The organism is Qipengyuania sp. 902 (genome assembly GCF_051195295.1).
GTDB lineage: Bacteria > Pseudomonadota > Alphaproteobacteria > Sphingomonadales > Sphingomonadaceae > Qipengyuania.
Genome location: NZ_JBNJLJ010000006.1, coordinates 44,707 through 65,398, shown reverse-complemented (window position 1 = coordinate 65,398; position 20,692 = coordinate 44,707). Strand labels below are relative to the sequence as shown.

At 62.9% G+C, this 20,692-nt stretch carries 24 protein-coding genes and 1 tRNA gene; 7 read left to right on the top strand and 18 right to left on the bottom strand.

What is annotated here, in order from left to right:
* Positions 1-67 precede the first annotated feature (67 nt).
* Positions 68-352: a hypothetical protein gene (locus ACSH0F_RS14675; protein ID WP_435203850.1), complete on the top strand. Its 285-nt coding sequence runs from the start codon at positions 68-70 to the stop codon at positions 350-352.
* Between the two features lie 4 nt (positions 353-356).
* On the opposite strand, the gene folE is transcribed toward ACSH0F_RS14675, so the two are convergent.
* The 3 genes from folE to ACSH0F_RS14660 are packed head-to-tail and all read right to left on the bottom strand — an operon-like array spanning position 357 to position 3,009.
* Positions 357-968 (bottom strand): GTP cyclohydrolase I FolE, encoded by a 612-nt coding sequence (gene folE / locus ACSH0F_RS14670; protein ID WP_435203849.1) that lies wholly within the window; start codon positions 966-968, stop codon positions 357-359.
* Positions 965-2,503, bottom strand: a complete 1,539-nt coding sequence (locus tag ACSH0F_RS14665; protein WP_435203848.1) for a phospholipase D-like domain-containing protein — start codon at positions 2,501-2,503, stop codon at positions 965-967. Before ACSH0F_RS14665 ends, folE begins: the two co-directional genes overlap by 4 nt.
* A gap of 14 nt (positions 2,504-2,517) precedes the next feature.
* A complete protein-coding gene (locus tag ACSH0F_RS14660) occupies positions 2,518-3,009 on the bottom strand; it encodes a hemerythrin domain-containing protein (protein ID WP_435203847.1) in 492 nt (163 codons plus the stop codon).
* Positions 3,010-3,102: 93 nt separating this feature from the next.
* Here ACSH0F_RS14660 and ACSH0F_RS14655 point away from each other — a divergent pair, with 93 nt between their 5' ends.
* Positions 3,103-3,495, top strand: a complete 393-nt coding sequence (locus ACSH0F_RS14655) for a metallopeptidase family protein (RefSeq protein ID WP_435203846.1) — start codon at positions 3,103-3,105, stop codon at positions 3,493-3,495.
* Between the two features lie 101 nt (positions 3,496-3,596).
* Here ACSH0F_RS14655 and ACSH0F_RS14650 read toward each other — a convergent pair.
* Positions 3,597-3,673, bottom strand: a tRNA-Arg gene (locus tag ACSH0F_RS14650).
* Positions 3,674-3,717: 44 nt separating this feature from the next.
* Positions 3,718-4,140 carry an NUDIX domain-containing protein gene (locus ACSH0F_RS14645; RefSeq protein ID WP_435203845.1) on the bottom strand — a complete coding sequence of 141 codons (423 nt, stop codon included), beginning with the start codon at positions 4,138-4,140 and terminating at the stop codon, positions 3,718-3,720.
* Positions 4,141-4,231: 91 nt separating this feature from the next.
* Here ACSH0F_RS14645 and ACSH0F_RS14640 point away from each other — a divergent pair, with 91 nt between their 5' ends.
* Positions 4,232-4,411, top strand: a complete 180-nt coding sequence (locus ACSH0F_RS14640; RefSeq protein WP_435203844.1) for a Flp family type IVb pilin — start codon at positions 4,232-4,234, stop codon at positions 4,409-4,411.
* Positions 4,412-4,529: 118 nt separating this feature from the next.
* Positions 4,530-4,712: a Flp family type IVb pilin gene (locus ACSH0F_RS14635; protein ID WP_435203843.1), complete on the top strand. Its 183-nt coding sequence runs from the start codon at positions 4,530-4,532 to the stop codon at positions 4,710-4,712.
* A gap of 77 nt (positions 4,713-4,789) precedes the next feature.
* Here the strand turns inward: ACSH0F_RS14635 and ACSH0F_RS14630 are convergent, their stop codons facing one another.
* From ACSH0F_RS14630 to ACSH0F_RS14610, 5 genes are all read right to left on the bottom strand, one after another.
* Positions 4,790-6,265, bottom strand: coding sequence for a M48 family metalloprotease (locus ACSH0F_RS14630; RefSeq protein ID WP_435203842.1), 1,476 nt, complete (start codon positions 6,263-6,265; stop codon positions 4,790-4,792).
* Positions 6,266-6,370: 105 nt separating this feature from the next.
* The gene (locus ACSH0F_RS14625; protein ID WP_435203841.1) at positions 6,371-7,315 is read right to left on the bottom strand and encodes an acetyl-CoA carboxylase carboxyltransferase subunit alpha; all 945 of its coding nucleotides are present in this window, start codon (positions 7,313-7,315) and stop codon (positions 6,371-6,373) included.
* Positions 7,316-7,324: 9 nt separating this feature from the next.
* Positions 7,325-8,203 carry a tyrosine recombinase gene (locus ACSH0F_RS14620; RefSeq protein ID WP_435203840.1) on the bottom strand — a complete coding sequence of 293 codons (879 nt, stop codon included), beginning with the start codon at positions 8,201-8,203 and terminating at the stop codon, positions 7,325-7,327.
* A gap of 9 nt (positions 8,204-8,212) precedes the next feature.
* Positions 8,213-10,051: a hypothetical protein gene (locus ACSH0F_RS14615; RefSeq protein ID WP_435203839.1), complete on the bottom strand. Its 1,839-nt coding sequence runs from the start codon at positions 10,049-10,051 to the stop codon at positions 8,213-8,215.
* The gene (locus ACSH0F_RS14610; protein WP_305932358.1) at positions 10,048-10,209 is read right to left on the bottom strand and encodes a hypothetical protein; all 162 of its coding nucleotides are present in this window, start codon (positions 10,207-10,209) and stop codon (positions 10,048-10,050) included. Before ACSH0F_RS14610 ends, ACSH0F_RS14615 begins: the two co-directional genes overlap by 4 nt.
* Positions 10,210-10,257: 48 nt before the next feature.
* On the opposite strand from ACSH0F_RS14610, the gene ACSH0F_RS14605 reads away from it, so the two are divergent.
* The 3 genes from ACSH0F_RS14605 to ACSH0F_RS14595 are packed head-to-tail and all read left to right on the top strand — an operon-like array spanning position 10,258 to position 12,736.
* Positions 10,258-10,824, top strand: a complete 567-nt coding sequence (locus tag ACSH0F_RS14605; RefSeq protein WP_435203838.1) for a shikimate kinase — start codon at positions 10,258-10,260, stop codon at positions 10,822-10,824.
* Positions 10,815-11,936 carry a 3-dehydroquinate synthase gene (gene aroB, locus ACSH0F_RS14600; protein ID WP_435203837.1) on the top strand — a complete coding sequence of 374 codons (1,122 nt, stop codon included), beginning with the start codon at positions 10,815-10,817 and terminating at the stop codon, positions 11,934-11,936. Before ACSH0F_RS14605 ends, aroB begins: the two co-directional genes overlap by 10 nt.
* 32 nt (positions 11,937-11,968) lie before the next feature.
* Positions 11,969-12,736, top strand: a complete 768-nt coding sequence (locus ACSH0F_RS14595; protein WP_435203836.1) for a cyclase family protein — start codon at positions 11,969-11,971, stop codon at positions 12,734-12,736.
* Here ACSH0F_RS14595 and ACSH0F_RS14590 read toward each other — a convergent pair whose 3' ends face one another.
* The 8 genes from ACSH0F_RS14590 to scpA form a co-directional block, all read right to left on the bottom strand.
* Entirely contained in the window at positions 12,737-12,997 is a 261-nt protein-coding gene (locus ACSH0F_RS14590) for a hypothetical protein (protein WP_305932354.1), read from the bottom strand.
* A gap of 180 nt (positions 12,998-13,177) precedes the next feature.
* Positions 13,178-15,235, bottom strand: coding sequence for a biotin carboxylase N-terminal domain-containing protein (locus tag ACSH0F_RS14585; protein WP_435203835.1), 2,058 nt, complete (start codon positions 15,233-15,235; stop codon positions 13,178-13,180).
* Entirely contained in the window at positions 15,235-15,654 is a 420-nt protein-coding gene (locus tag ACSH0F_RS14580; protein WP_435203834.1) for a lysozyme inhibitor LprI family protein, read from the bottom strand. Before ACSH0F_RS14580 ends, ACSH0F_RS14585 begins: the two co-directional genes overlap by 1 nt.
* The gene (locus ACSH0F_RS14575; RefSeq protein WP_435203833.1) at positions 15,651-16,445 is read right to left on the bottom strand and encodes a heme-dependent oxidative N-demethylase family protein; all 795 of its coding nucleotides are present in this window, start codon (positions 16,443-16,445) and stop codon (positions 15,651-15,653) included. The genes ACSH0F_RS14580 and ACSH0F_RS14575 overlap by 4 nt, the downstream gene beginning before the upstream one ends.
* Positions 16,442-17,293, bottom strand: coding sequence for an alpha/beta hydrolase (locus ACSH0F_RS14570; RefSeq protein WP_435203832.1), 852 nt, complete (start codon positions 17,291-17,293; stop codon positions 16,442-16,444). Before ACSH0F_RS14570 ends, ACSH0F_RS14575 begins: the two co-directional genes overlap by 4 nt.
* Entirely contained in the window at positions 17,290-18,300 is a 1,011-nt protein-coding gene (bioB, locus tag ACSH0F_RS14565) for a biotin synthase BioB (protein ID WP_435203831.1), read from the bottom strand. Before bioB ends, ACSH0F_RS14570 begins: the two co-directional genes overlap by 4 nt.
* Positions 18,293-18,532, bottom strand: a complete 240-nt coding sequence (locus tag ACSH0F_RS14560; RefSeq protein WP_435203830.1) for a hypothetical protein — start codon at positions 18,530-18,532, stop codon at positions 18,293-18,295. The genes bioB and ACSH0F_RS14560 overlap by 8 nt, the downstream gene beginning before the upstream one ends.
* Entirely contained in the window at positions 18,529-20,688 is a 2,160-nt protein-coding gene (scpA, locus tag ACSH0F_RS14555) for a methylmalonyl-CoA mutase (protein WP_435203829.1), read from the bottom strand. The genes ACSH0F_RS14560 and scpA overlap by 4 nt, the downstream gene beginning before the upstream one ends.
* Positions 20,689-20,692: the final 4 nt, after the last annotated feature.

Below are 20,692 nucleotides of genomic sequence, written 5' to 3'. Positions count from 1 at the left end.
TCCCAGCTGCGGACAATAGCGCGCCCCGCCTTGCCCGAATCGCAAGGCGGGGCGCAGTCGTATCCGGATGGGAGCCAAGAAAAGCGAAACCGGACAAGCGACCGCGCCATCCCCCGATGAGGATTTCGGTGTGCTGCTCGGCTGGGATTCGAGCCCGGCGGGTCAGCGCATCATGCTGCTGATGCAGAGCGCGCGCAAAACACCGGACCAGCCCGACGATGTGCGCGATTTCCGCTATTTCCTGACGCGGGAGCAAGCCGTGCAGCTCGGCAATTATCTATACGGTCTCGCTGGCGAGACGGCCCCCAAACGCAAGTCTCGCGGTTTTCTGGAAAAACTGATCGGCGACTGAGCGGTCAGCCGTAGCCCATCAGGCTCAGCACTTCCTTACGGCTGCGCTGGTCTTCGAGAAACGTGCCCATCATCCGGCTGGTGATCATGCCCACCCCCGGCGTACGGACACCGCGTGCCGTCATGCAGCTGTGCGACGCTTCGATCACCACCGCAACGCCCTGCGGTTCCAGGTTTTCCCAGATGCAGTCGGCGACTTCGGCGGTCAGCCGCTCTTGCACTTGCAGCCGACGCGCGAAGCCATGCAAAACGCGGGCGAGTTTCGAGATACCCACTACGCGATCATTGGGCAGGTAAGCGATCGCCGCCTTACCGATGATCGGGGCCATGTGGTGCTCGCAATGCGACTGGAACGGGATGTCCTTGAGCAGGACGATCTCGTTATAGCCGCCCACTTCCTCGAACACGCGATCGAGGTGAATGGCCGGATCTTCCGTATAGCCGACGCAATATTCCTTCCACGCGCGTGCCACACGCGCGGGCGTATCCAGCAACCCCTCGCGCGAAGGATCGTCACCCGTCCATTCGATCAGCGTGCGGATGGCATCCTGCACATTCTGCGGGACCGGCGGTTTGCCGCGCGGATCGTCTTCGTCTGGTCCAACCAGGCTGCTCATTTACGCCACTTGCCTTTCCATCGGTTGCGAGCCCGTTCGAGCCTGCTCCCTTTGCGGAAAAGGCCGCCTTTGGCAAACGGCTCGAACATATCGTCAGGGCGTTCGGGGTCGAGCATACCGCTTTCCGCGACCTCTTCCTGCGCTCCGTTCAATTCGGGCGGATGGTATCGTATCAGGTTGCGGCCATCCTCCGTGATGGAATGATCGATCATCGCGGTCATCGATCCCTGTCGCTCTAGCAACTCGAGAACTTCTTTCTCGTCCAGCCCGCAATGCTCGGCCAGCAGGGAATAGCGGATTTTCGCAATCGCTTCGCAGGCGTGCCGGTTTCCTTCGCGCGTGCCATCGACGAACACATCGCATTCGCTGTCGAGCCCCATGGAGCGGTTGTTCATATTCGCCGAACCGATGCGGAAAATCTCGTCGTCGACGATCATGATCTTCGCGTGCACGTAAATGTGCGTGATGCCGCTGACAGGCGTCCAGATGCTGAAGCGGCCCTTCTTGTCGTTATCCTCGATACATTTGACCAGTTCGGCACGGGTATGGTCCATCGCCTGTTGCTCCAGCCAGCCATCGGCGTGTGCAGGATGGACGATGACGATCTCGGGCGGATCGTCTTCTTGCACCCGCTCCAATATCGCCTCGGCGATCGCGCGCGATGCGAAATACTGGCTCTCAGCGTAGATGAATTTCTTCGCCCGCTTGATATGCTCGACGAACAGGGTCTCGATCTCGCGGACCTCTTTCCAGTCGCGATACTCGGCGCGCGTGCGGGCGATGCCGATCTCGACGTCTTCGAAAGTCGCCTCCAGCCCTTTAGGCCAGAGGCTCTCTTCCCGTTTCTGGATCGGCAGCAAGGGCGTCCCGCCGGCGCGAATCCAGCGGTCGCGACCCAATTCGCTCAACGCATCGGCAATATCGCCTTCCATCATCATCGAGGCATCGTGCCAAGGCTCGTAAGCCTGCCCTCGCGGCGTTTTGCGCAGCGGGTTGTCTTCGGCATGGTCGCGAGTGTCCCAGCGCTTGACCGTCATGTCGATCCCGCCGCACACCGCCAGCGAATTATCGAGGACGGCGATCTTTTGGTGGTGGCTGCACCCAACCGGATGTGCGCTGTCGAACTTGAAATCGATTCGGCGGTGCCGTGCCCAACGTATCAGATCCCACCACATCGATCCGCGCACGACGAACTTGAATACACCGAAGCTCCATTTCAGGATCCGGATTTCAAGTGTCGGTCGATTGCGCATCAGCCACGAAAAGAAGCTCCCCAACCGCGCCGGGTATTTGTCCTTGTAGCTGCGCTGCCACCAGCTGCGCCCTTCGGCGAGATGGATACGAGTGTCGAAGTCCCATCCGATCAGGAAGATTCGGTGCCTGGCCTCCAGCATCGCAGCCTGCATTGCGGAGAAGTAATCGGCCGCATCGATGATGACGGCAGCCCGCTTGACCTTCTCATAACGCCAGACACCCGGCTCGACGCCATCGTCCAGCCGGGTGACCTGTGTCGGGTCCTGCTCGTGCGTGTCCATACCCCCCGCCGAACCTATTCCTTGGCGTCTTCCTTCTTTTCCGGAGTCACCTCGGCCTCGGCTTTTTCCTCTTCCTTGCGGCGCTCGAACACCTTTTCCATGTGCGCGCGGTCATCATCATCGAGGTAATTCTCGAAATCGGGGAAGTGGTCTTCTTCTTCCTCGTCGATATGGTGGCGGTACTGGTGATCGAAATCCTTGAATTTGGTCAGCCACGCACTCGATGACATCTCGGTCGCCGCAAGGTCGTTCAGCGCCTCGTCGATTTCGTGGTGTTCGGCCACGGAATGGCGAGTCTCGTCCGTCGTGGGCGGCTTGCGGAGCATGGTCGAATAGAGCGCCTGCTCCTCTGCCGCAGCGTGGCTTTTCAGTTCCTTCGTCAATTCGGTGAAGAGCTCTTCCCGTTCGCTACTGTCGCCGCTCGTCTCCAGCAGCTTGTCCAGCAACTCGCGATGCGTGTCGTGATCCTGCTTGAGGCGGTCGAATATTTCTGTGTTGGTGGCCATGGGATTGTCTCCTTTGCCTATCAAACAGGTAAATGTGGCGCGGGTTCCGCTTCCTTGCACGCATGGCCCGCGCCCCCCATACTCGGAGGCACGATGCACCACCGCCCGGGTCCCACCGCAGTCCAGATGCAGCAGATGGCAGAGGCGGTTGTACGCGCTCTCCCAGGCGAGTTTCGCGAGCAAATGCAGGATATCGTGCTGCAGGTCGAAGATTTCGCGACCGCCGAGCAACTCGAAGCAGTCGGCTCATCGGACAAATGGGAACTGACCGGTTTGTACGAAGGCGAAGCTTTGCCCGACCGGTCGATCTGGAGCAGTGGGAGGATGCCGGCGCGAATCTGGCTGTTCAGAGAGCCGCTGATTGCGGAATGGCGCGCGACGGGCGTGTTGATGGACGACCTCGTACGCCACGTGGTGGTGCACGAGGCGGGACATCACTTCGGCTTCAGCGACGACGACATGCACAGTCTCGAGGATGAAGCCTGAGAGAAGGCTTCCCATAGTGTGCCGCAAAAGGTTGCATGCCACCGACTTCCCGCGGGGTAGAACCAAAAAAGCCCACGACCTTCACAGGTCATGGGCTTTTTTGGCGCGCCAGGAAGGATTCGAACCTCCGACCGCCTGATTCGTAGTCAGGTACTCTATCCAGCTGAGCTACTGGCGCGTTGGAGGGGGCCACATAAGGGGGGCATCATCCCTTGGCAATCCCTAATGCGAAGCTTTTTCGAACATGCCGCGAGCCAGCGCCACGTCGAGCGGCGGCCTTTCCAGCATGGCGATCTCTTCGGGCCGGAACCAGTCGATGTCACCACCCTCGCGCGCCGACAGCGGGCTGCCGTCCCACGGCGATTTGTAAAGAAGGATGACAATCTGCCGGTGGCCGTCCGACGCTGGCTCTTGCGCAAAAAATACCGGCTGCAAGGCATCGGGTTCGGGCCGGTACCCAAGCTCTTCCTTGATCTCACGCACAAGTGCCTGGGCAGGATTCTCGCCGTTCTCGACCTTGCCACCGGGGAATTCCCACAGCCCGGCGTGCTGCCTGCCTGCCGGTCGGCGGTGCATCAGCCAGCGCCCTTGCCCGTCGCTCAAAGCCAGGGCGACCACCGGCAGCCATGTCGGAAAATTTTGCAATCTCGGAAGCCTTCTCAACTCTTTCTTAACAGTCGGACCCGTATCCCGCCGATGTCAGCTTGGACAAAGCGACGAAAGAGGCAACGTTCTAATGGTCAAATTCCTTAAATCTCTGGGACACGACGAGAGCGGCGCCACTGCTGTCGAATACGGGCTGATCGTCGCCCTCATCTTCCTTGCTGCGGTTGGGGCCGTGCAATCGTTCGGCACCGAGACAATCGCTACTTGGAACAACATCGAAACAGCGGTCGTCGCTGTAACGGGAGCGTGAGGGAATTTGGAAGTTACGGGTGTTAGGAATTTCTCAACACCTGGGCTCCCATAAGAAGATCGCTCGAACCGTTTGATCGGAGCGGGCCGGGAATGAAGACTGAACCAGGAGACACCACATGAAGTTTTTCAACAAGCTGCGTCGTAACGAAGAAGGCGCTACCGCTATCGAATACGGTCTGATCGCTGCCCTGATCGCAGTTGCTGCCATCACCGCACTCGACAGCTTGGGCGACGAAGTCTCGACGACTTTTAACACTGCGAGCACCAAGATGGGTGATGCTAACACCGTCACCCCTTAATCGGGTAGAACCGAAAAAGAGGCGGCGGGGTTTGTCCCCGCCGCCTTTTTTGTGTCTGTCCGAATTTGCGCGGCTGCTCAGCGACCACGCACGACAACCTTGACCTTCTGGCCAGGGGTGACGTTCTCGTCGGACGAAAGCCCGTTGAGCACGCGGAACCGCGCAACCTGATTGTCGTCATAGGCCATGTTCCGTGCCAGCGACGCCACGGTGTCTCCGCTCCGCACGGTCACTACATCGACGACCCGAGGGATCACATTACCCGCCTGCTGCGCGCTGATGCGGCGCATCGACGAGAACATCGAATTGAACGAACTGGCTTGTCCCGCCGGTGTAATTGCCAGGAAGTGATAGGCCCGATCGTCGGCGAACTCGTAGGCAAAAACAGTCACATCTACCTGCCCATTGCCTGACTGCACGCGCGTGGAGCCATAGGCGGCAGGCAATCCGTTCACCATCGTGCGCTGGATCGACTGCGGACGCAGGTTCTGTTCCGTGCTGAGATTGGCAAATACCGTCGACACATAGGAATTGAGGTCGCCATTATAGGGTGCGAGGGTGAACTGCGCGCGGCCGCTCTGGCCGTTGATGGTCACGGCGCTTGTCCCGTTGACCATGTAGAACCCCTGCGGCGCGCTAAAGGCGAGGCGAAGTTCCGGGTGAATGAACTCGCGCCCTTCGATCACGCCCTGTTGCGGATCGTCGCCATAGAGCAGGCCGTCGATCCGGCTGAGGAAGGTGTCGCGATTGGTGACGCCGGTCATGCCATGCGCCTTGGACAACGCAGTCTGGACGCGGCTGGCGGGGTCCGGGTGAGTCGATGCCCATTCGGGAACGGTCGCATTGTCGCGGCCCTGGACGCGGGCATCGAGTGCGTTCTGCTGGGCGAGACTGTTCAGCACGGTCGCCATCGCGCGCGGGTCGTAGCCGGCCTGGTTGAGATAGCGGATACCGAGTTCGTCGGCCTCCAGCTCCTGCGAGCGCGAAAAGCGCAGGGTAAGGAGCTGCGAACCCTGCAGCAAAGTCTGCCCGACTTGCTGGCCGAGGCCGGAATTGCCGAGAAGAATGCCGGACAGGATCGCTCCTGCCGCGCCGAGCAGGGTGTTGCGCTGGGCCGCCTGCTGGCGGCGCTGCGAGTGGCGCGCGGCCACGTGTCCGACTTCATGGCCGAGAACACCGGCCAGTTCGGCCTCGTTGTTCATCAAGGCCACCAACTGCCGCGTGGTGTAAACGTAACCGCCCGGGATCGCGAAAGCGTTGTTTACCGAGCTGTTGAGCAGCGACACCGTAAAGGCACTGCGAGCATTGCCCAGTCCCGACTGCACCGCGATATTCTGGCCGACCTGCTCGACGTATTGCGCTTGCGACCCCGTCATCGCGCCGCCAAATTCGCTCAAGAGCTGTGGATGGGCCTCGGCGCCCATCTGTGCCTCGCTCTGCGTAATCGGAGCCGACGAATCGGGGATCGGGCCGCCACCGACGGCCGCGCATCCCGCGAGGGCGAGCGACAAAGATGCAGTTGTTGCAGCGAGTATGGACTTGGAGCGCGACATGAGGTGTTCCCCTTGCGTAACGAGCGCCGGTTGGCGGTCTAAGTTCGTGTACGCATGGGAGAACATGGCGGCGGGTCGCTTTGTTCCCGCCGAGCGAATGCGTCGCTAGCCTGCGATGCGGAGAAAACGCTCTTCGCGCATCCGTTTGTGCTCGTCTGCCGAATGGCGACCGAGCTTGTCCAATTCTTCGGCAATCGCATCGCCCAGAGAAGTTGCCGCAGCGCGGGGATCGCGATGAGCACCACCGACGGGTTCGGCGACGATTCGGTCGATAACGCCGAGGCCTTCGAGATCCTGCGCCGTCACCTTCATCGCCTCGGCTGCATCGGGCGCTTTTTCGGCAGTGCGCCAAAGGATAGAAGCGCAGCCTTCGGGTGAAATCACCGAGTAAACCGCGTGCTCCATCATCAGCACGCGTTCCGCGCTTGCGAGAGCCACGGCACCGCCCGAGCCGCCCTCGCCCACGATTGCGGCGACCATGGGGACCGGTAGCGCAAGGCATGCCTCGGTCGAGCGGGCAATGGCTTCCGCCTGCCCGCGCTCTTCGGCCTCGACGCCGGGAAACGCGCCCGAAGTGTCGACCAGCGTAACGACCGGCAGATCGAACCGCCCCGCCAGCTCCATCAGCCGGATCGCCTTGCGATAGCCTTCCGGCTTACCCATGCCGAAATTGTGACGCAGGCGGCTGGCCGTGTCGTTGCCTTTCTCGTGACCGATCAGGACGACCTTGCGCCCATCGAGTTTGGCAAAACCGCCGAGGATCGCCTCGTCCTCGCCATAAGACCGATCCCCGCCGAGCGGGACGAACTCGTCGAACGCGTATTCGACGTAGTCGCGGAAATGCGGACGCGAGGGATGGCGAGCCACCTGGGTTTTCTGCCAGGGGGTCAGCGTTTCGTATGTGCTGGTGAGGAGCGCTGAACTCTTGAGCTCGAGCCGCTGCAACTCGTTGGAAATATCGACGTCGTCGCCCTCTGCTGCGGCGCGCAATTCGGCGATGCGCTGTTCAAGCTCGGCGACCGGCTTCTCGAATTCGAGGTAGGAAATCATCGCGCTCCGCTAGTCCGATGCGCGCGCTTTCGCAAGCGGGTGGCGCTGGTTGACCAGCTCGACAAGCCGGGCGGCATCGACATGCGTGTAGATCTGCGTGGTGGAAATATCGGCGTGCCCCAGCAGAGTCTGGAGCGCGCGCAAGTCCGCCCCGCCCTCCAACAGATGCGTTGCAAAGGCATGGCGCAGTACATGCGGGCTGAGCTTTTCGGGCGCCAGACCGGCACGGGCCGCCAGTGCCTTGACCAGCTGGAACAGACGAACGCGCGAAAGATGCCTGCTGCGCGACGGAAACAGCCATGGCGAGCCATTTGGCCGGACCGCAAGCCAGCGCGACAGGGCAGCCTTGGCACGGCGACTGACCGGTACCATGCGCGCTTGCCCGCCCTTTCCTGTCACTGTCAGGAACGGCGCGTCGCGCGGGACGGCAGCAAGCGGTAGCGAGACCAGCTCTGTCGCCCGCAATCCCGAGCCGTAAAGCATTTCCAACAGGACGAGCATTCGGATCGCCTGAGGAGAATCGCCCGCGGCCTCCTCTTCCGCCGTCCTGAACAATCGTTCGATTTCGTCGTGAGAGAGAATTTTGGGGAGCGGCCTTCGCGTCGTCGGACGCGGCAGGGCGTGGGTCGGATCGTCCGATCGGATTCCATCGTCGACGAGAAAGCCGAAGAACTGCCTCAGCGCGGACATCTTGCGCGCGACCGTCGCCGGGGCGAGAGCGGACCAGCCTTGGGCCAGCTTCGCCAGTTGCGCAGGTTGCGCCTGCTCGAGCTCGCCACCCAGCATTTCCTCCGCCTGTTCGAGATCGCGGCCATAGGCGAGGATCGTGTTTCGAGCGGCTCCGCGTTCTGCGGAGAGCATAGCCAGAAAATCGTCGACGGCGCTCACGGCCCGACCTCAGGCCCGTGCGACCGCCTCCGCGGCGATCATGCGCGCTTCGGCGTCCAGTCCCACGCGGCGCAGCGCGGACACGATGTGAAAGAGATGCCGCGCCGTCATGCGGTCCCAGCTATCGCCCTGCATGCCGAGGCCGGCGAGAATGGCCACCAGCGCCGGATTGCCCGCGTTAGCCGCCGCATCGATAGCCCGGGTCCAGCGCGTTTGACCGCCAAGGCTCATGGAAAGCCGACCGCTGTATTCGTCAATCTCGCCCGATCCTACACGTTCCAACCCGGCAAGCCCGGCAAGAAACATGCGCGACTTGCGTTGCCCGCCCGATTCATCGGCATCGACGAAACTGTCGAGTTCGCCATCGGTGACAGCTTCGCTACGCGTCGGCGCGGCCAAGGCCAGCAAGGCCCAGCCGAGGCTTCCCTCCTCGACGATGTCCGACCAGCGCATCGCGTCACGGTCGAGGCCGGCGGTAAGCATGGAAGCAATGAGTTCGCCCGCTTCGTCTTCCAACGCATCGTCCGCAGGCAAGCGCGCCGTGGCATAGGCGGTCAGCACGCGGCGTCCATATCCGAAGTCTCCGCCATCTCCCCACACGTCGCGGATGGCGCCAAGGCGAGTGGAAGCATCGCTGCCGACATAGGCTTCGCGAAGGCGCGAGGCGCGGCGATAGGCTTCGCTGTCCTCGCCCCCATCGGCGAAAATCTGGCTGTAGAGATCGACCATCGCACTGGCCGAGAAGATGCCGCTCTGCGCCGCAATATCGGCTGCATCGGAACGCTCGGCAGCGCCCAGAGCCGGCGTGAGAGCCGCGCTTTTCAAAAGCTGCGGACCCAAACCTTCCATCAAGTCTTCGGGGATCGGTTCGCCCAGGGCGTTGGCCATGGCGAAGCGCCAGGGCGTGATCTGCTCCACGCCATCCCACTCGATGGTCACCGCGCGGCGGCCATCTCCTGCCGCCCCGGCAAACCTTTGGGCAAAGAGGACATCGATCGTTTCGCCCTGCCCGCGCGATTGCAGGCGGCGCAGGTCGTTCTGCGCGCGGGTGGCTTCACCGGCGTAAGCATTGCAAATGCCCGCCAGCATGTTCCATTGCGGATCCTCGCGGTCGGTGTCGACCAGGCGCACAGCAGGACAGGCGCCGACAATGTCGGCCGTACCGATATAGGCGTCGATCGCTGCATCGACGAGCGCGGGCGAATAATTCGCCGTGTCGATATCCTGCACCAGAGCGCGTGCGACCGCGTATTCGCCCATCGCGTTCAGAGCTCGCACGCGCAGCGTGGCGAACTCGATCGGGTCCATGCCCTCGGGCGCGGCCAGACGGCTGGCGAGCGCACGGCGAAGCAGGATGTGGCCCCAGCGTGACACCAGCGGCGATTGCGTCCCGGCCAATGCAGCGCGGACGAGAGGGGCAGGTTGCCGCGCCAGCGATGCGCCGGGCAAACCACCCTCAGCCGTCGAAATCACTCCCGCACGCTCGGTCGAGCGCCGGGCGGCGGGCGGAATGTCGAATTTGGGTTTTAGGCCGAGAAGCTCGTCGAGTTCGTCGGTCGACATGTTTTCCAGCTGCTCCAGCGTCGGCAGACGGGAGAGGTCGAGGCTGGTCGAATTGGAATCTGAGCTTTCGGCGGGCTGATCGGGGATCGGCTGAACGATCTCGTCCGAACGACTGGGAGGCGTCGCTCCGGAACTCGGCGTCGCCGATGGTGCCGGAGAAGGGGTGGGAGTGGGCGCGGGATCTTCGAACCCCGGTGGCAGCAGATCGGTCGGCGCCGATTGCGCGAGGACGAGCGATGAACACAGCGCCAGTGCCGCGCCGCCGACTAGCCAGGCAGCCTTCATCGCGCGGCTCCCGGCAGGGTAATTTCCTGCTCGATCGGATGCAGCGGTTCTTCCCCGCCATCGATCCAGGCCAGGATGCAGAGCGCGACGATAATCAACACCGCGATGCCTCCGATCCGCTTGCTGTCCATGGCCAAGTTTTTCGCGTCCCGCTTCAAGTGCTGATACCTTGCCCGCGCCCTAGCCCATCTCTAGGCACGGCGGCAATGACCGAAGCGCCTGCCATCACACAAGATGCCATTTCCGCCATCATCCGGCGGATCGACCGGCCGGTGGTGCTGGTCGGCTTGATGGGAGTCGGCAAATCCACTGTCGGGCGGCGGCTGGCGGCCTTGATGCAAACCGACTTCATCGATGCCGACGACGAGATCGAGCGCGCGGCGGACCGCAGCATCGCGGAAATTTTCGAGGCACACGGAGAAGCCTATTTCCGTGAAGGCGAGCGCCGCGTGATCGCGCGGCTGATGGAGGAGGATCACGGCGTCATCGCAACGGGTGGCGGCGCATTCATCGATGCCGAGACCCGGGCGTTGATCGTCGACAAGGCCATCGCAGTGTGGCTCGATTGCGACATCGATACGCTGGTCGAACGGACTGGCCGGCGGAACACGCGTCCCCTGCTGAAAAAAGGCGACCCGAGAGAGATACTCACCAATCTGAAGGATCAGCGCAGCGGCGCTTACGCGCAGGCACAGCTGCATGTGGTGACCGACGACGGGCCGCATCACCAGACCGCGCTGCGCATCTTGGAGGCGATCGACGCATGGCTGTGATCCCGGTCGAACTTGCTGGCAGAAGCTACGAAGTGCATGTCGGCAAGGGGTTGCTAGACGATGCTATCGTGCAGGCCCGGGATTTCATCGAGCCCTATCATGGCCGCAAAGTACCGGTTGTAGCCGATCGCAACGCATTGAAGCACCATGGCGAGCGCCTCGCGCATTCGCTTGCAGCCGACGGCTTCGAGATCGCCTGGTACCTCGTCGAGCCGGGCGAGGCCGCGAAAAGCTGGGCGGGATTGCAGGACTTGGTCGACTGGCTGCTTGGACTAGGGATCACGCGCGGCGATCATGTTTTTGCTCTTGGCGGCGGGGTGGTCGGCGACCTCACCGGTTTCGCCTGCTCCATCGTCAAGCGCGGCTGCGGATTCGTGCAATTGCCCACGACGCTTCTCGCCCAGGTCGACAGTTCGGTCGGCGGCAAGACCGCGATCAATACATCAGCAGGCAAGAACCTTGTCGGCGCGTTCCACCAGCCCTCTCTGGTGCTGGCCGATCTCGATGCGCTGGCGACTTTGCCCGAGCGAGAGATGCGCGCAGGTTATGCCGAGGTGCTGAAATACGGTGCGCTCGGAGACGCTGCGTTTTTCGACTGGCTGGAAGAGCATGGCAGCAATGTGCTCGCACTCGAAGATGCGCCGCTCGAACACGCCGTCGCCACCAGCGTCGCCGCGAAGGCCCGCATCGTCGCCGAGGACGAGCGCGAGACGACCGGCACGCGCGCATTGCTGAATCTCGGCCATACTTTCGGCCATGCGCTCGAGGCGGAGACCGGCTTCTCCGACCGCTTGCTGCACGGCGAAGGCGTTGCGCTCGGCATGGTGCTGGCCGCTCGCTATTCGGCACGGCGTGGCGAAATCTCCGAAGACGATGCTGCACGCGTGACCAGCGCTATCGACAAAGCTGGGCTGCCGGCAGAGATCGCGGCGCTCGGGCTCGAGTGCGATGGCAGCGCGCTGGTGGCGCACATGCTGCATGACAAAAAAATGGACGCGGGCGGCACGCTGCCCTTCATCCTGCTGCGTGGTATCGGCGAGGCGTACCTCGCGAAAGACGTCGATCTGGCAGACGTCGTGGCGTTCCTCGACGCGCAACAGCAGGCGCATTGACGGGCGAAAATGCTGCGCTCATGCTGCGCAGCATGACGCGCTTCATCGACCTGTCTATCCCCATCACGAACGATGTCGTCTCCGACCCGGAAGTCATGCGACCGAAGATCCAATATATGACCCACGATAGCACGTGGGAGCAGATCGCGATGTTCTTTCCCGGGCTGGAAAAGGACGACCTGCCGGATGGCGAAGGCTGGGCGGTCGAGATGCTGGAGCTATCGACGCACAACGGCACGCATATGGACGCGCCATGGCACTATCACTCCACCACGGATAGCGGTGCCCGCCCCGCTCCCAGCATCGACGAAGCGCCGCTCGACCGTTTCCTGCGGCCCGGTGTGAAGCTCGATTTCAGTCACCTGCCGCACGGCCATGTGGTCAGCGGGGCCGAGGTTGAGGAAGCGTTTGCCAGGATCGAATACGAGCTCCAGCCGCTCGACATCGTGCTGGTCCAGTCCGGAGCCGTCTACGGTACGGAGAACTTCACGGACCAGGGCGTCGGCCTCGGCGCGGAGGCCACCCTATGGCTGACCGAGCGCGGCGTCGAAGTCGTCGGCACCGATGCCTGGAGCTGGGATGCACCCTTCAGCCACACGGCGAAGCGGTGGGCGCAGGAGCGCGATCCGGCGATCATCTGGGAAGGCCACAAGGCTGGTCGCATCCGGCCCTATTACCAGATCGAAAAGCTCACCAATCTCGCCGCCCTGCCCGCGCATGGCTTCACCGTCAGCTGCTTCCCGGTCAAGATCGAACGCGCCAGCGCAGGATGGATCCGCGCGGTCGCGATAGTGGACTGATCAGCTGGCTCGTGGTTCGAGCCGGGTGACCTTCGACCCGGCGCCGACAGGCTGGTAATCGGCCATCATCGCATCGTGTTCGGCAAAGAGACGCTCGATTTCGCCGCGCCGCTCCAACAGCATTTGCGCGATGCCTGGGGCGAGACTGTCGCCATCGCCGATCTTGCCGAGAATGCCCGCGAGGTCCGCGATCGTCGCGTCCTCCGGGGTCTTGTGGTAATTGCCCCGCGTATCGAAGAACCCTGTTCCCCTGTGTGCCATGCCTAACTCCTGTGCCTGGTGCCTCAGAAGCGAACCGAAGGGGCACAGTATCGGTCATAAACCGAGTCGTTCAAAGCGCCTTCACCACGTTTGCCCCGTGCAGGGACGGAATAATCGCGCGATTGCGCAATCTGGCAACAATCTTATGACAGCTTGAAGCCTTTGGACAGGCTGGCTGATCTATTCGAGCTCCAGGATGATTTCATCGACCGCGAGACTATCGCCCTCCCCGGCGTTGATCTTGCTGACGACGGCCTCTTTCTCGGCGCGCAGGATGTTTTCCATCTTCATGGCTTCGACCGTAGCGAGTGGCTGACCGGGCTGGACTTCATCGCCCTCAGCGACATGCAGCTTCACCAGCAGGCCGGGCATCGGGCAGATGAGCATCTTCGAAAGGTCGGGCGGCTCTTTCTCGATCATGTGACCGGCAAGGTGCGCGATGCGGCTCTGCAGGATGCGCAGTTGATGCGTCGCACCGCGGGTGGTGACGGCATAGCCGGTGCGCGTCGGCGAGAGTTGCAGCGTGTAGGTCGCTTCGGGCTCGGCGGAGTCCTCTCCGAAGAGCGTAACATCGACCATGGTCTCGCCCGGCGTGTATTCCATCTCCAGCACCACCGGCTCGCCATCGACGGTAATCGCGTCCTCGGCCAGCCTTACTTCGTGAGTGGTCGAGCCTTCCTCGCGTTCGCCTATGCGAATACTCCAATCGCCTGGGGCGTAGAAGTCGCTATCGAGCTGCTGGTCGATCCGCCGCGCCCGGTCGGCATCGGCGGTCGCGATCACACCGCCGACCGCTGCGAGTACGCGCGTGAGTTGCGCATCGGCGGGTGCGCCTTCGAAGCCCTCGGGATATTCCTCGGCGATAAAGCCGGTCGTCAGCTCGCCCGAGCGAAAGCGCGGATGCTGCATGATCGCGCTGAGGAAATCGACATTGTGGCCCAGCCCCTCGATCCGGAACGCATCGAGCGCCTTGATCTGCAGGTCCGCCGCTTCGTCGCGCGTCTCGCTCCAGGTCACCAGCTTGGCGATCATCGGGTCGTAGTGAATCGAGACCTCGCCGCCTTCATACACGCCATCGTCGACGCGGATGCCGTCGACACCGCGGCGGCCGTTTTCGGAGCCGTCGTCTGTCCACGGTTCGACCGGAGGCTGGTAATGCACCAGCCGCCCGATGCTCGGCAGGAAGCCGCGATAGGGATCTTCGGCATAGACGCGGTTCTCGATCGCCCAGCCGTCGATCTTCACGTCGTCCTGCGTCATGGCGAGCTTCTCGCCCGCTGCCACCCGGATCATCCATTCGACCAGATCGACGCCGGTGATCATCTCGGTGACCGGATGCTCCACCTGCAGCCGGGTGTTCATTTCGAGGAAGTAGAAGCTCTCGCCGGTCTCGTCCGCGCCGCTGACGATCAGTTCGACGGTGCCCGCGCTGTGATAGCCGACGGCCTTCGACAGCGCGACGCACTGCTCGCCCATGGCCTTGCGCATCTTGGGTGTGACGAAGGGAGACGGCGCTTCTTCCACGACCTTCTGGTGGCGGCGCTGGATGCTGCATTCCCGCTCGTTGAGATAGAGCACGTTACCGTGCTTGTCGCCGAGGATCTGGATCTCGATGTGGCGCGGATCTTCGATGAATTTCTCGATGAAGACGCGGTCGTCGCCGAAGCTGTTGAGTCCTTCGCGCTTGGTCGCCTCGAAGCCTTCGCGCACGTCCTTCTCGCTATAGGCGAGGCGCATGCCCTTGCCGCCGCCGCCCGCGCTGGCCTTCATCATCACCGGATAGCCGATGTCGTCGCTGATCTCGACCGCGTGGTCCGTATCGCGGATTTCGCCGACGAAGCCGGGGACGACGTTCACCCCCGCCTCGCGCGCGATCTTCTTGGATTCGATCTTGTCGCCCATCGCGGCGATCGCATCGGCGGGCGGGCCGATGAAGGCGATGTTCTCGGCGGCGAGCGCCTCGACGAAGCTCGCCCTCTCGGACAGGAAGCCGTAGCCCGGATGCACCGCTTCGGCGCCGGTCTGCTTGCACGCGGCGATGATCTTGTCCGCGACGAGATAGCTCTCCGACGCCTGCGCCGGGCCGATGTGCACCGCTTCGTCCGCCATCCGCACGAAGGGTGCGCGCGCGTCCGCATCGGAATAGACCGCAACGGTGGCGATCCCCATGCGCCGGGCGGTCTTGATGACGCGGCAGGCGATCTCGCCGCGATTGGCAATCAGGATTTTCGAGAACATTATTCGGGGCTCTCCGCCAGTTCGCGCAACTGTTTCGTGCGTTCTTGAGTTAGGTCGGTGAGGCAGAAGCTCACCAACATGGGTTCCATGGTGCCGCCCCGTGCCTGATAGCCTGCGCTGGCGCAATGCGCGTCGCGATAGGCGATCCAGGCGCGCTGGGACTTCAGCAGCGTGTCGAAATAAGTCGGCCTGCCGTCATCCGGCACGAAGTCGCCGCGATCCATGGCGCGCATCGCCGCGGCGGTCTTTTTCCACTGGGCATTCAGCGCACGGTCGGCCTTGAGATAGTCGCGGTGCGCGCAGAAATTCATTGCGCTTTGCACCCCGCGCTCGGCCCGCGCGCGGTCGCAGGGCGGCAGCGGATTGGGCTTGGTGACGGCCTGCGCGGCCATGACCAGCGCAGCGGCGATAAGGCTCATGACGTTTCCTCTCGCCGGTTCGCATAGCCGATTAACGCGCCAGCGTAAGCCCCCGCGCCGCGCCGGTCGCCCTCGCCCTCGATGAGGCTGGCGACAGCTGCGGCGAGACGTTGCTGGTTCGACTGCGAAAGCTCTCCGAATGGCGCAATGTAAATGCCGATCGTGAAGAGGATCGCGCCGGTCTGCGGCAGGCGGCGCAACGTCTGGCGTTCCGAACGCACGAACAGCGTCTCGCCCGCGTTCTCGGGAGTGACATGGGCGAACGCCTGTTCGGGTGGCTCGGCGACCCAGCGCTTGTCGCCGGTAGCAGCGATGAACCAGTTGCAGCGACCGTAGATCGCGCCGGGTTTCAGCTTGGCCATGAAGTTGTCGACGCCGCTGGCGAGCTGCTCCTCGTACCCCTGTATCGGCGCATGAAGCGCACGTAGCGGAAGGCCTAGCTTGTCGGCCGGCGTCCAGTCGGACGGCCACGCGACCGCCGCTCCGACGAGGCGGTATTGGTCTTCGCCGGGACGCAGGGTGAGGAGGCACATATCTTCGTGATGCGCGCGCGCTGCTTCGGGCAGGCCGCCAGACAGGCCGAGCATCATGGTGAGTTCTGCCCCAGGCGCCTCGCTTTCGGGTGAGAGCTGGATACCCTCGGGATACGCGGCAAACCCTTCAGCGCGGGCGACGAGGTCCGGGTCGCGCTGGAGCCACTCGCTTTCGTCGAGCTTCGCCAACCCCATCTTCAGCACCCCACCGCCGCGGGCGCGCGGCAGCAATTCATCGACCCCGAAGTCGAGGGTCACTCCGCCTCGACCTGCGCCCCACCCCGGTCGCACCGCATGCTCAATCCGTATTCCTCCAGCCAATCGGCCCTCGGCGGAAGCAGAAATTGCAACGCCTCTGGCATAATGCCGTGCAGGCTTGTCGAGTGGCGCAGATCACTTCGGCGATCGGAAAAGCAGTAGACCTGCTCTTCATCAATCTTCGAAAGCAATCGCAGCATGCCTTGCTCTGTCTCTCCCCCCTCGTCGGCGAGCGACAGGAAGAGCGGCGGGCGGTCAGCGACCCTCTTCGGTGCGGACAGCGCCAGCGCCTGACCATTCCACTGAAGGCTTGGCGAAATCGCCGCATAGCCGCTGAAGAGATCGGGGTGCTTCAGCCAGGTTTCGAGCACAAAATGCCCTGCGACGCTCTCGCCCACCAGAATAACAGTGTCGTTGTGGCGATATCGGGATTTAACAAGCGGCAGGACCATCTCCGCGATCCACGCCCGAAACACTTCGCTTTCGCCTGCGGTTGGGTATGCCTCTTTCTCTGCCGTGACACGGGTAGACGGGAGAAGTTCGCGCTGGCGATCGACCGTTTCGATGCCCAGCACGATCGTTTGCTGGCTGCGGCCCCACATCCCGTTCCACTTCTCGATGCCATTGCCGAGGAAGAGGTCCTGTTTTACCCCGCCATCGAGCTGGATAACGATGGGCCAGGTCTTTCCTTCGTCGGCTTCGTAATCCGGCGGGAGGATCACATTTAGCTGACGTTCGACATCAAGAATTTCGGCTCGAAAGGTTTCACCGATCACTAGTGGTTCGGCCTCCGCCTGCACGACAGGCGCCGATGCGGCGAGGACGATGGAAACCAGGGCGCCTATCATTCGGCCGGCTCCGCTACCTTGCACGCCCGCATCGGCTCCTCCTGTTGCAGCGCCGTCATGCCGAGCTTCGCCAGCAGCGCGCTGTCGCTGTCGTCGCCTGCATTCAGCGCGGTCAAGAGCTTGTCGCCGGTGAAGATCGAGTTCGCGCCCGCGAGGAAACACAGCGCCTGGGTGGCTTCGCTCATGCTCTCACGACCGGCTGACAGGCGCACCATGCTCATCGGCATGGTGATGCGGGCCACCGCCACGGTGCGGACGAATTCGATATCGTCGATCTTGGCGAGCGGCGTGTCGGCCAGCATGTCGCCCAGCACCGTGCCTTTGACCGGCACCAGAGCGTTGACCGGTACGCTTTCGGGATGGCGTTCGAGCGTGGCGAGCGTGTGGACGAAGCCGACGCGATCCTCGCGCGTCTCGCCCATGCCGACGATGCCGCCGCTGCACACATTGATGCCCGCATCGCGCACGTTCTGGAGCGTATCGAGCCGGTCCTGGTAATTGCGGGTCGAGATCACGCGCTCGTAATATTCCGGCCCGGTATCGACATTGTGGTTGTAGTAATCGAGGCCCGCTTCCTTGAGCATATCCGCCTGTTTGGGCGTCAGCATGCCCAGCGTCATGCAGGTCTCCAGACCCATCGCGCGCACGCCCTTCACGATGTCGACGATGGCGGGCATGTCGCGGTCCTTGGGGTTGCGCCACGCCGCGCCCATGCAGAAGCGCTGGGAGCCTTGATCCTTCGCCTGCGCCGCGCGCTGGAGGACAGACTGCACCTCCATCAGCTTGGTCGCCTCGACCCCGCTGTCGGCCTTCACCGACTGCGAGCAATAACCGCAATCCTCCGGACACCCGCCGGTCTTGATCGACAGCAGCGTGCAGAGCTGGATCTGCTCGGGCGGATGGAACTCGCGGTGGACCGTGGCGGCTCGGAAGAGCAGCTCGGTAAAGGGCAGGTCGAAGATCTCCGCGATTTCCTCGCGGGACCAGTCGGTGCGGATTTCAGTCATTGGCATCTCGGTTAAAGCTTGGAGAAAACAGGCTGACCAAAATCAGCACTATTCCAATTGCAAATATGGCGTAGCCCCACAGCCAGTGGGCCTCTTTAAAAGCTTGGCACTCTGCCTCCAACCATCCCCATGGGTTTGATCGGCAGCGCACAGCCCATTCCTTTACCGGCGAAATCAGAATTCCAATCAAAAGAACTAGAAAGCCGATAAATCGAATGCGACGCTTAGTCACTCCGCCGCCTCGTCCAAATCCTCTCCCGCAGGTGGCATATTGTGCCCCAGCAATCGCAGCACGTCCGCCGCACATTCGACCACATTGCTGCCCGGGCCGTAGATGCCCTGTACGCCGGCATCGCGCAGGAAGTCGTAATCCTTCTGCGGGATCACGCCGCCGGCGATGACCTTGATGTCGCTCCGGCCTGCTTCTTTCAGCAGGCCGATGAGTTCGGGGATCAGCGTCTTGTGACCAGCCGCAAGGCTGCTCGCGCCGATGGCGTCGACATCGTTCTCTAGCGCCATGTCGCGGGTTTCCGCAGGCGTCTGGAACAGCGGGCCGGAGACGACCTCGAAGCCCATGTCGGCAAAGGCGCTGGCGATGACGTTCGCGCCGCGATCGTGGCCGTCCTGGCCCATCTTGGCGACCATCAACTTGGGAGCGCGGCCGAGGCGGCGCTCGACCGCCTTCACGCCTTCGACCACCTGCGCGTAGCGGTCGTCATCCGAATAGGCTTCGGAGTATACCCCGCGCACAGGCTTGGGCATCGTGTCGTAGCGACCATAGGCGTCTTCCATCGCCTGGCTGATTTCGCCCAGCGTCGCATCGTGACGTGCCGCCTCGACAGCGAGTTCGAGGAGGTTGCCCACGCGCTGCGCAGCACCTCGTGCCAGCGCGTCGAGCGCGGCCTTGCAGGCGAACTCGTCGCGGCTCGCGCGTACCTTTTCGAGGCGCGCGATCTGGCTCTGACGCACGGCATGGTTGTCGATGTCGAGCGTGTCGATCTCGTCTTCCTTGTCGCGGCGATACTTGTTGACGCCCACGATCACTGTCTCGCCCCGGTCGACGCTGGCCTGCTTGGCGGCTGCCGCCTGCTCGATCTGCGCCTTGGGTTTGCCGCTGGCGACATATTCGGTCATGCCGCCCGCCGCCTCGACCTCGTCGAGCATCTTCTTCGCCTCGTCCACCAGCGCGGCGGTCAAACTTTCGATGTAATAGCTGCCGCCCAGCGGATCGGCGACATTGGTGATGCCGGTCTCCTCCTGGATCACCAGCTGCGTGTTGCGCGCGATGCGGGCGGAGAAGTCGGTGGGGAGCGCGATCGCCTCGTCGAGCGCGTTGGTATGGAGCGACTGCGTTCCGCCCAGCACCGCTGCCATCGCTTCGATCGTGGTGCGGATGACGTTGTTGTAGGGGTCCTGCTCCTGCAGCGAGACACCGGACGTCTGGCAATGCGTGCGCAGCATCTTCGACTTGGGGTTCTGCGCCCCCAGCCCTTCCATGACATCGTGCCACAAATGCCGCGCGGCGCGCATCTTGGCGATCTCCATGAAGAAGTTCATGCCGATGCCCCAGAAGAAGGACAGGCGCGGCGCAAACGCGTCGATATCGAGTCCCGCTTCCATGGCGCGCTTGGCGTATTCCTTGCCATCGGCGATGGTGAAGGCCAATTCCTGTACCGCGGTCGCCCCGGCCTCGTGCATATGATAGCCCGAAATCGAAATGCTGTTGAATTTCGGCATGTTGGCCGAGGTATAGGCAATGATGTCCGAAACGATCCGCATGCTCGGTTCGGGCGGGTAGATATAGGTATTGCGGACCATGAACTCCTTGAGGATGTCGTTCTGGATGGTCCCGGCGAGCTTGTCCTGGCTCACCCCCTGCCGCTCTGCCGCAACGATGTAGAAGGCCAGCACGGGGATCACTGCGCCGTTCATCGTCATCGACACGCTCATGGTGTCGAGCGGGATCTGGTCGAACAGGATTTCCATGTCGCGTACGGTATCGATCGCGACGCCCGCCTTGCCGACATCGCCGACCACGCGCGGGTGGTCGCTGTCATAGCCGCGGTGGGTGGCGAGGTCGAAAGCGACCGAAAGGCCCTTCTGCCCCGCCGCGAGGTTGCGGCGATAGAAGGCGTTCGATTCCTCGGCGGTCGAGAAGCCCGCATACTGGCGGATGGTCCACGGACGGCCGGTGTACATCGAGGCATAGGGCCCGCGCGTGAACGGCGCGATGCCGGGAACGCCCGAATCGACATCGGCAGTGTCCTCGCTGGTGTACAGCGGCTTCACCTCGATACCCTCGGGCGTGTGCCAGGTCAGGTCGCGGCCCTTCACCTCCTTGTCGGCAAGGGGCTTCCAGTCGTCGTAGGTCGAGGTCTTGTCGGTCATGATC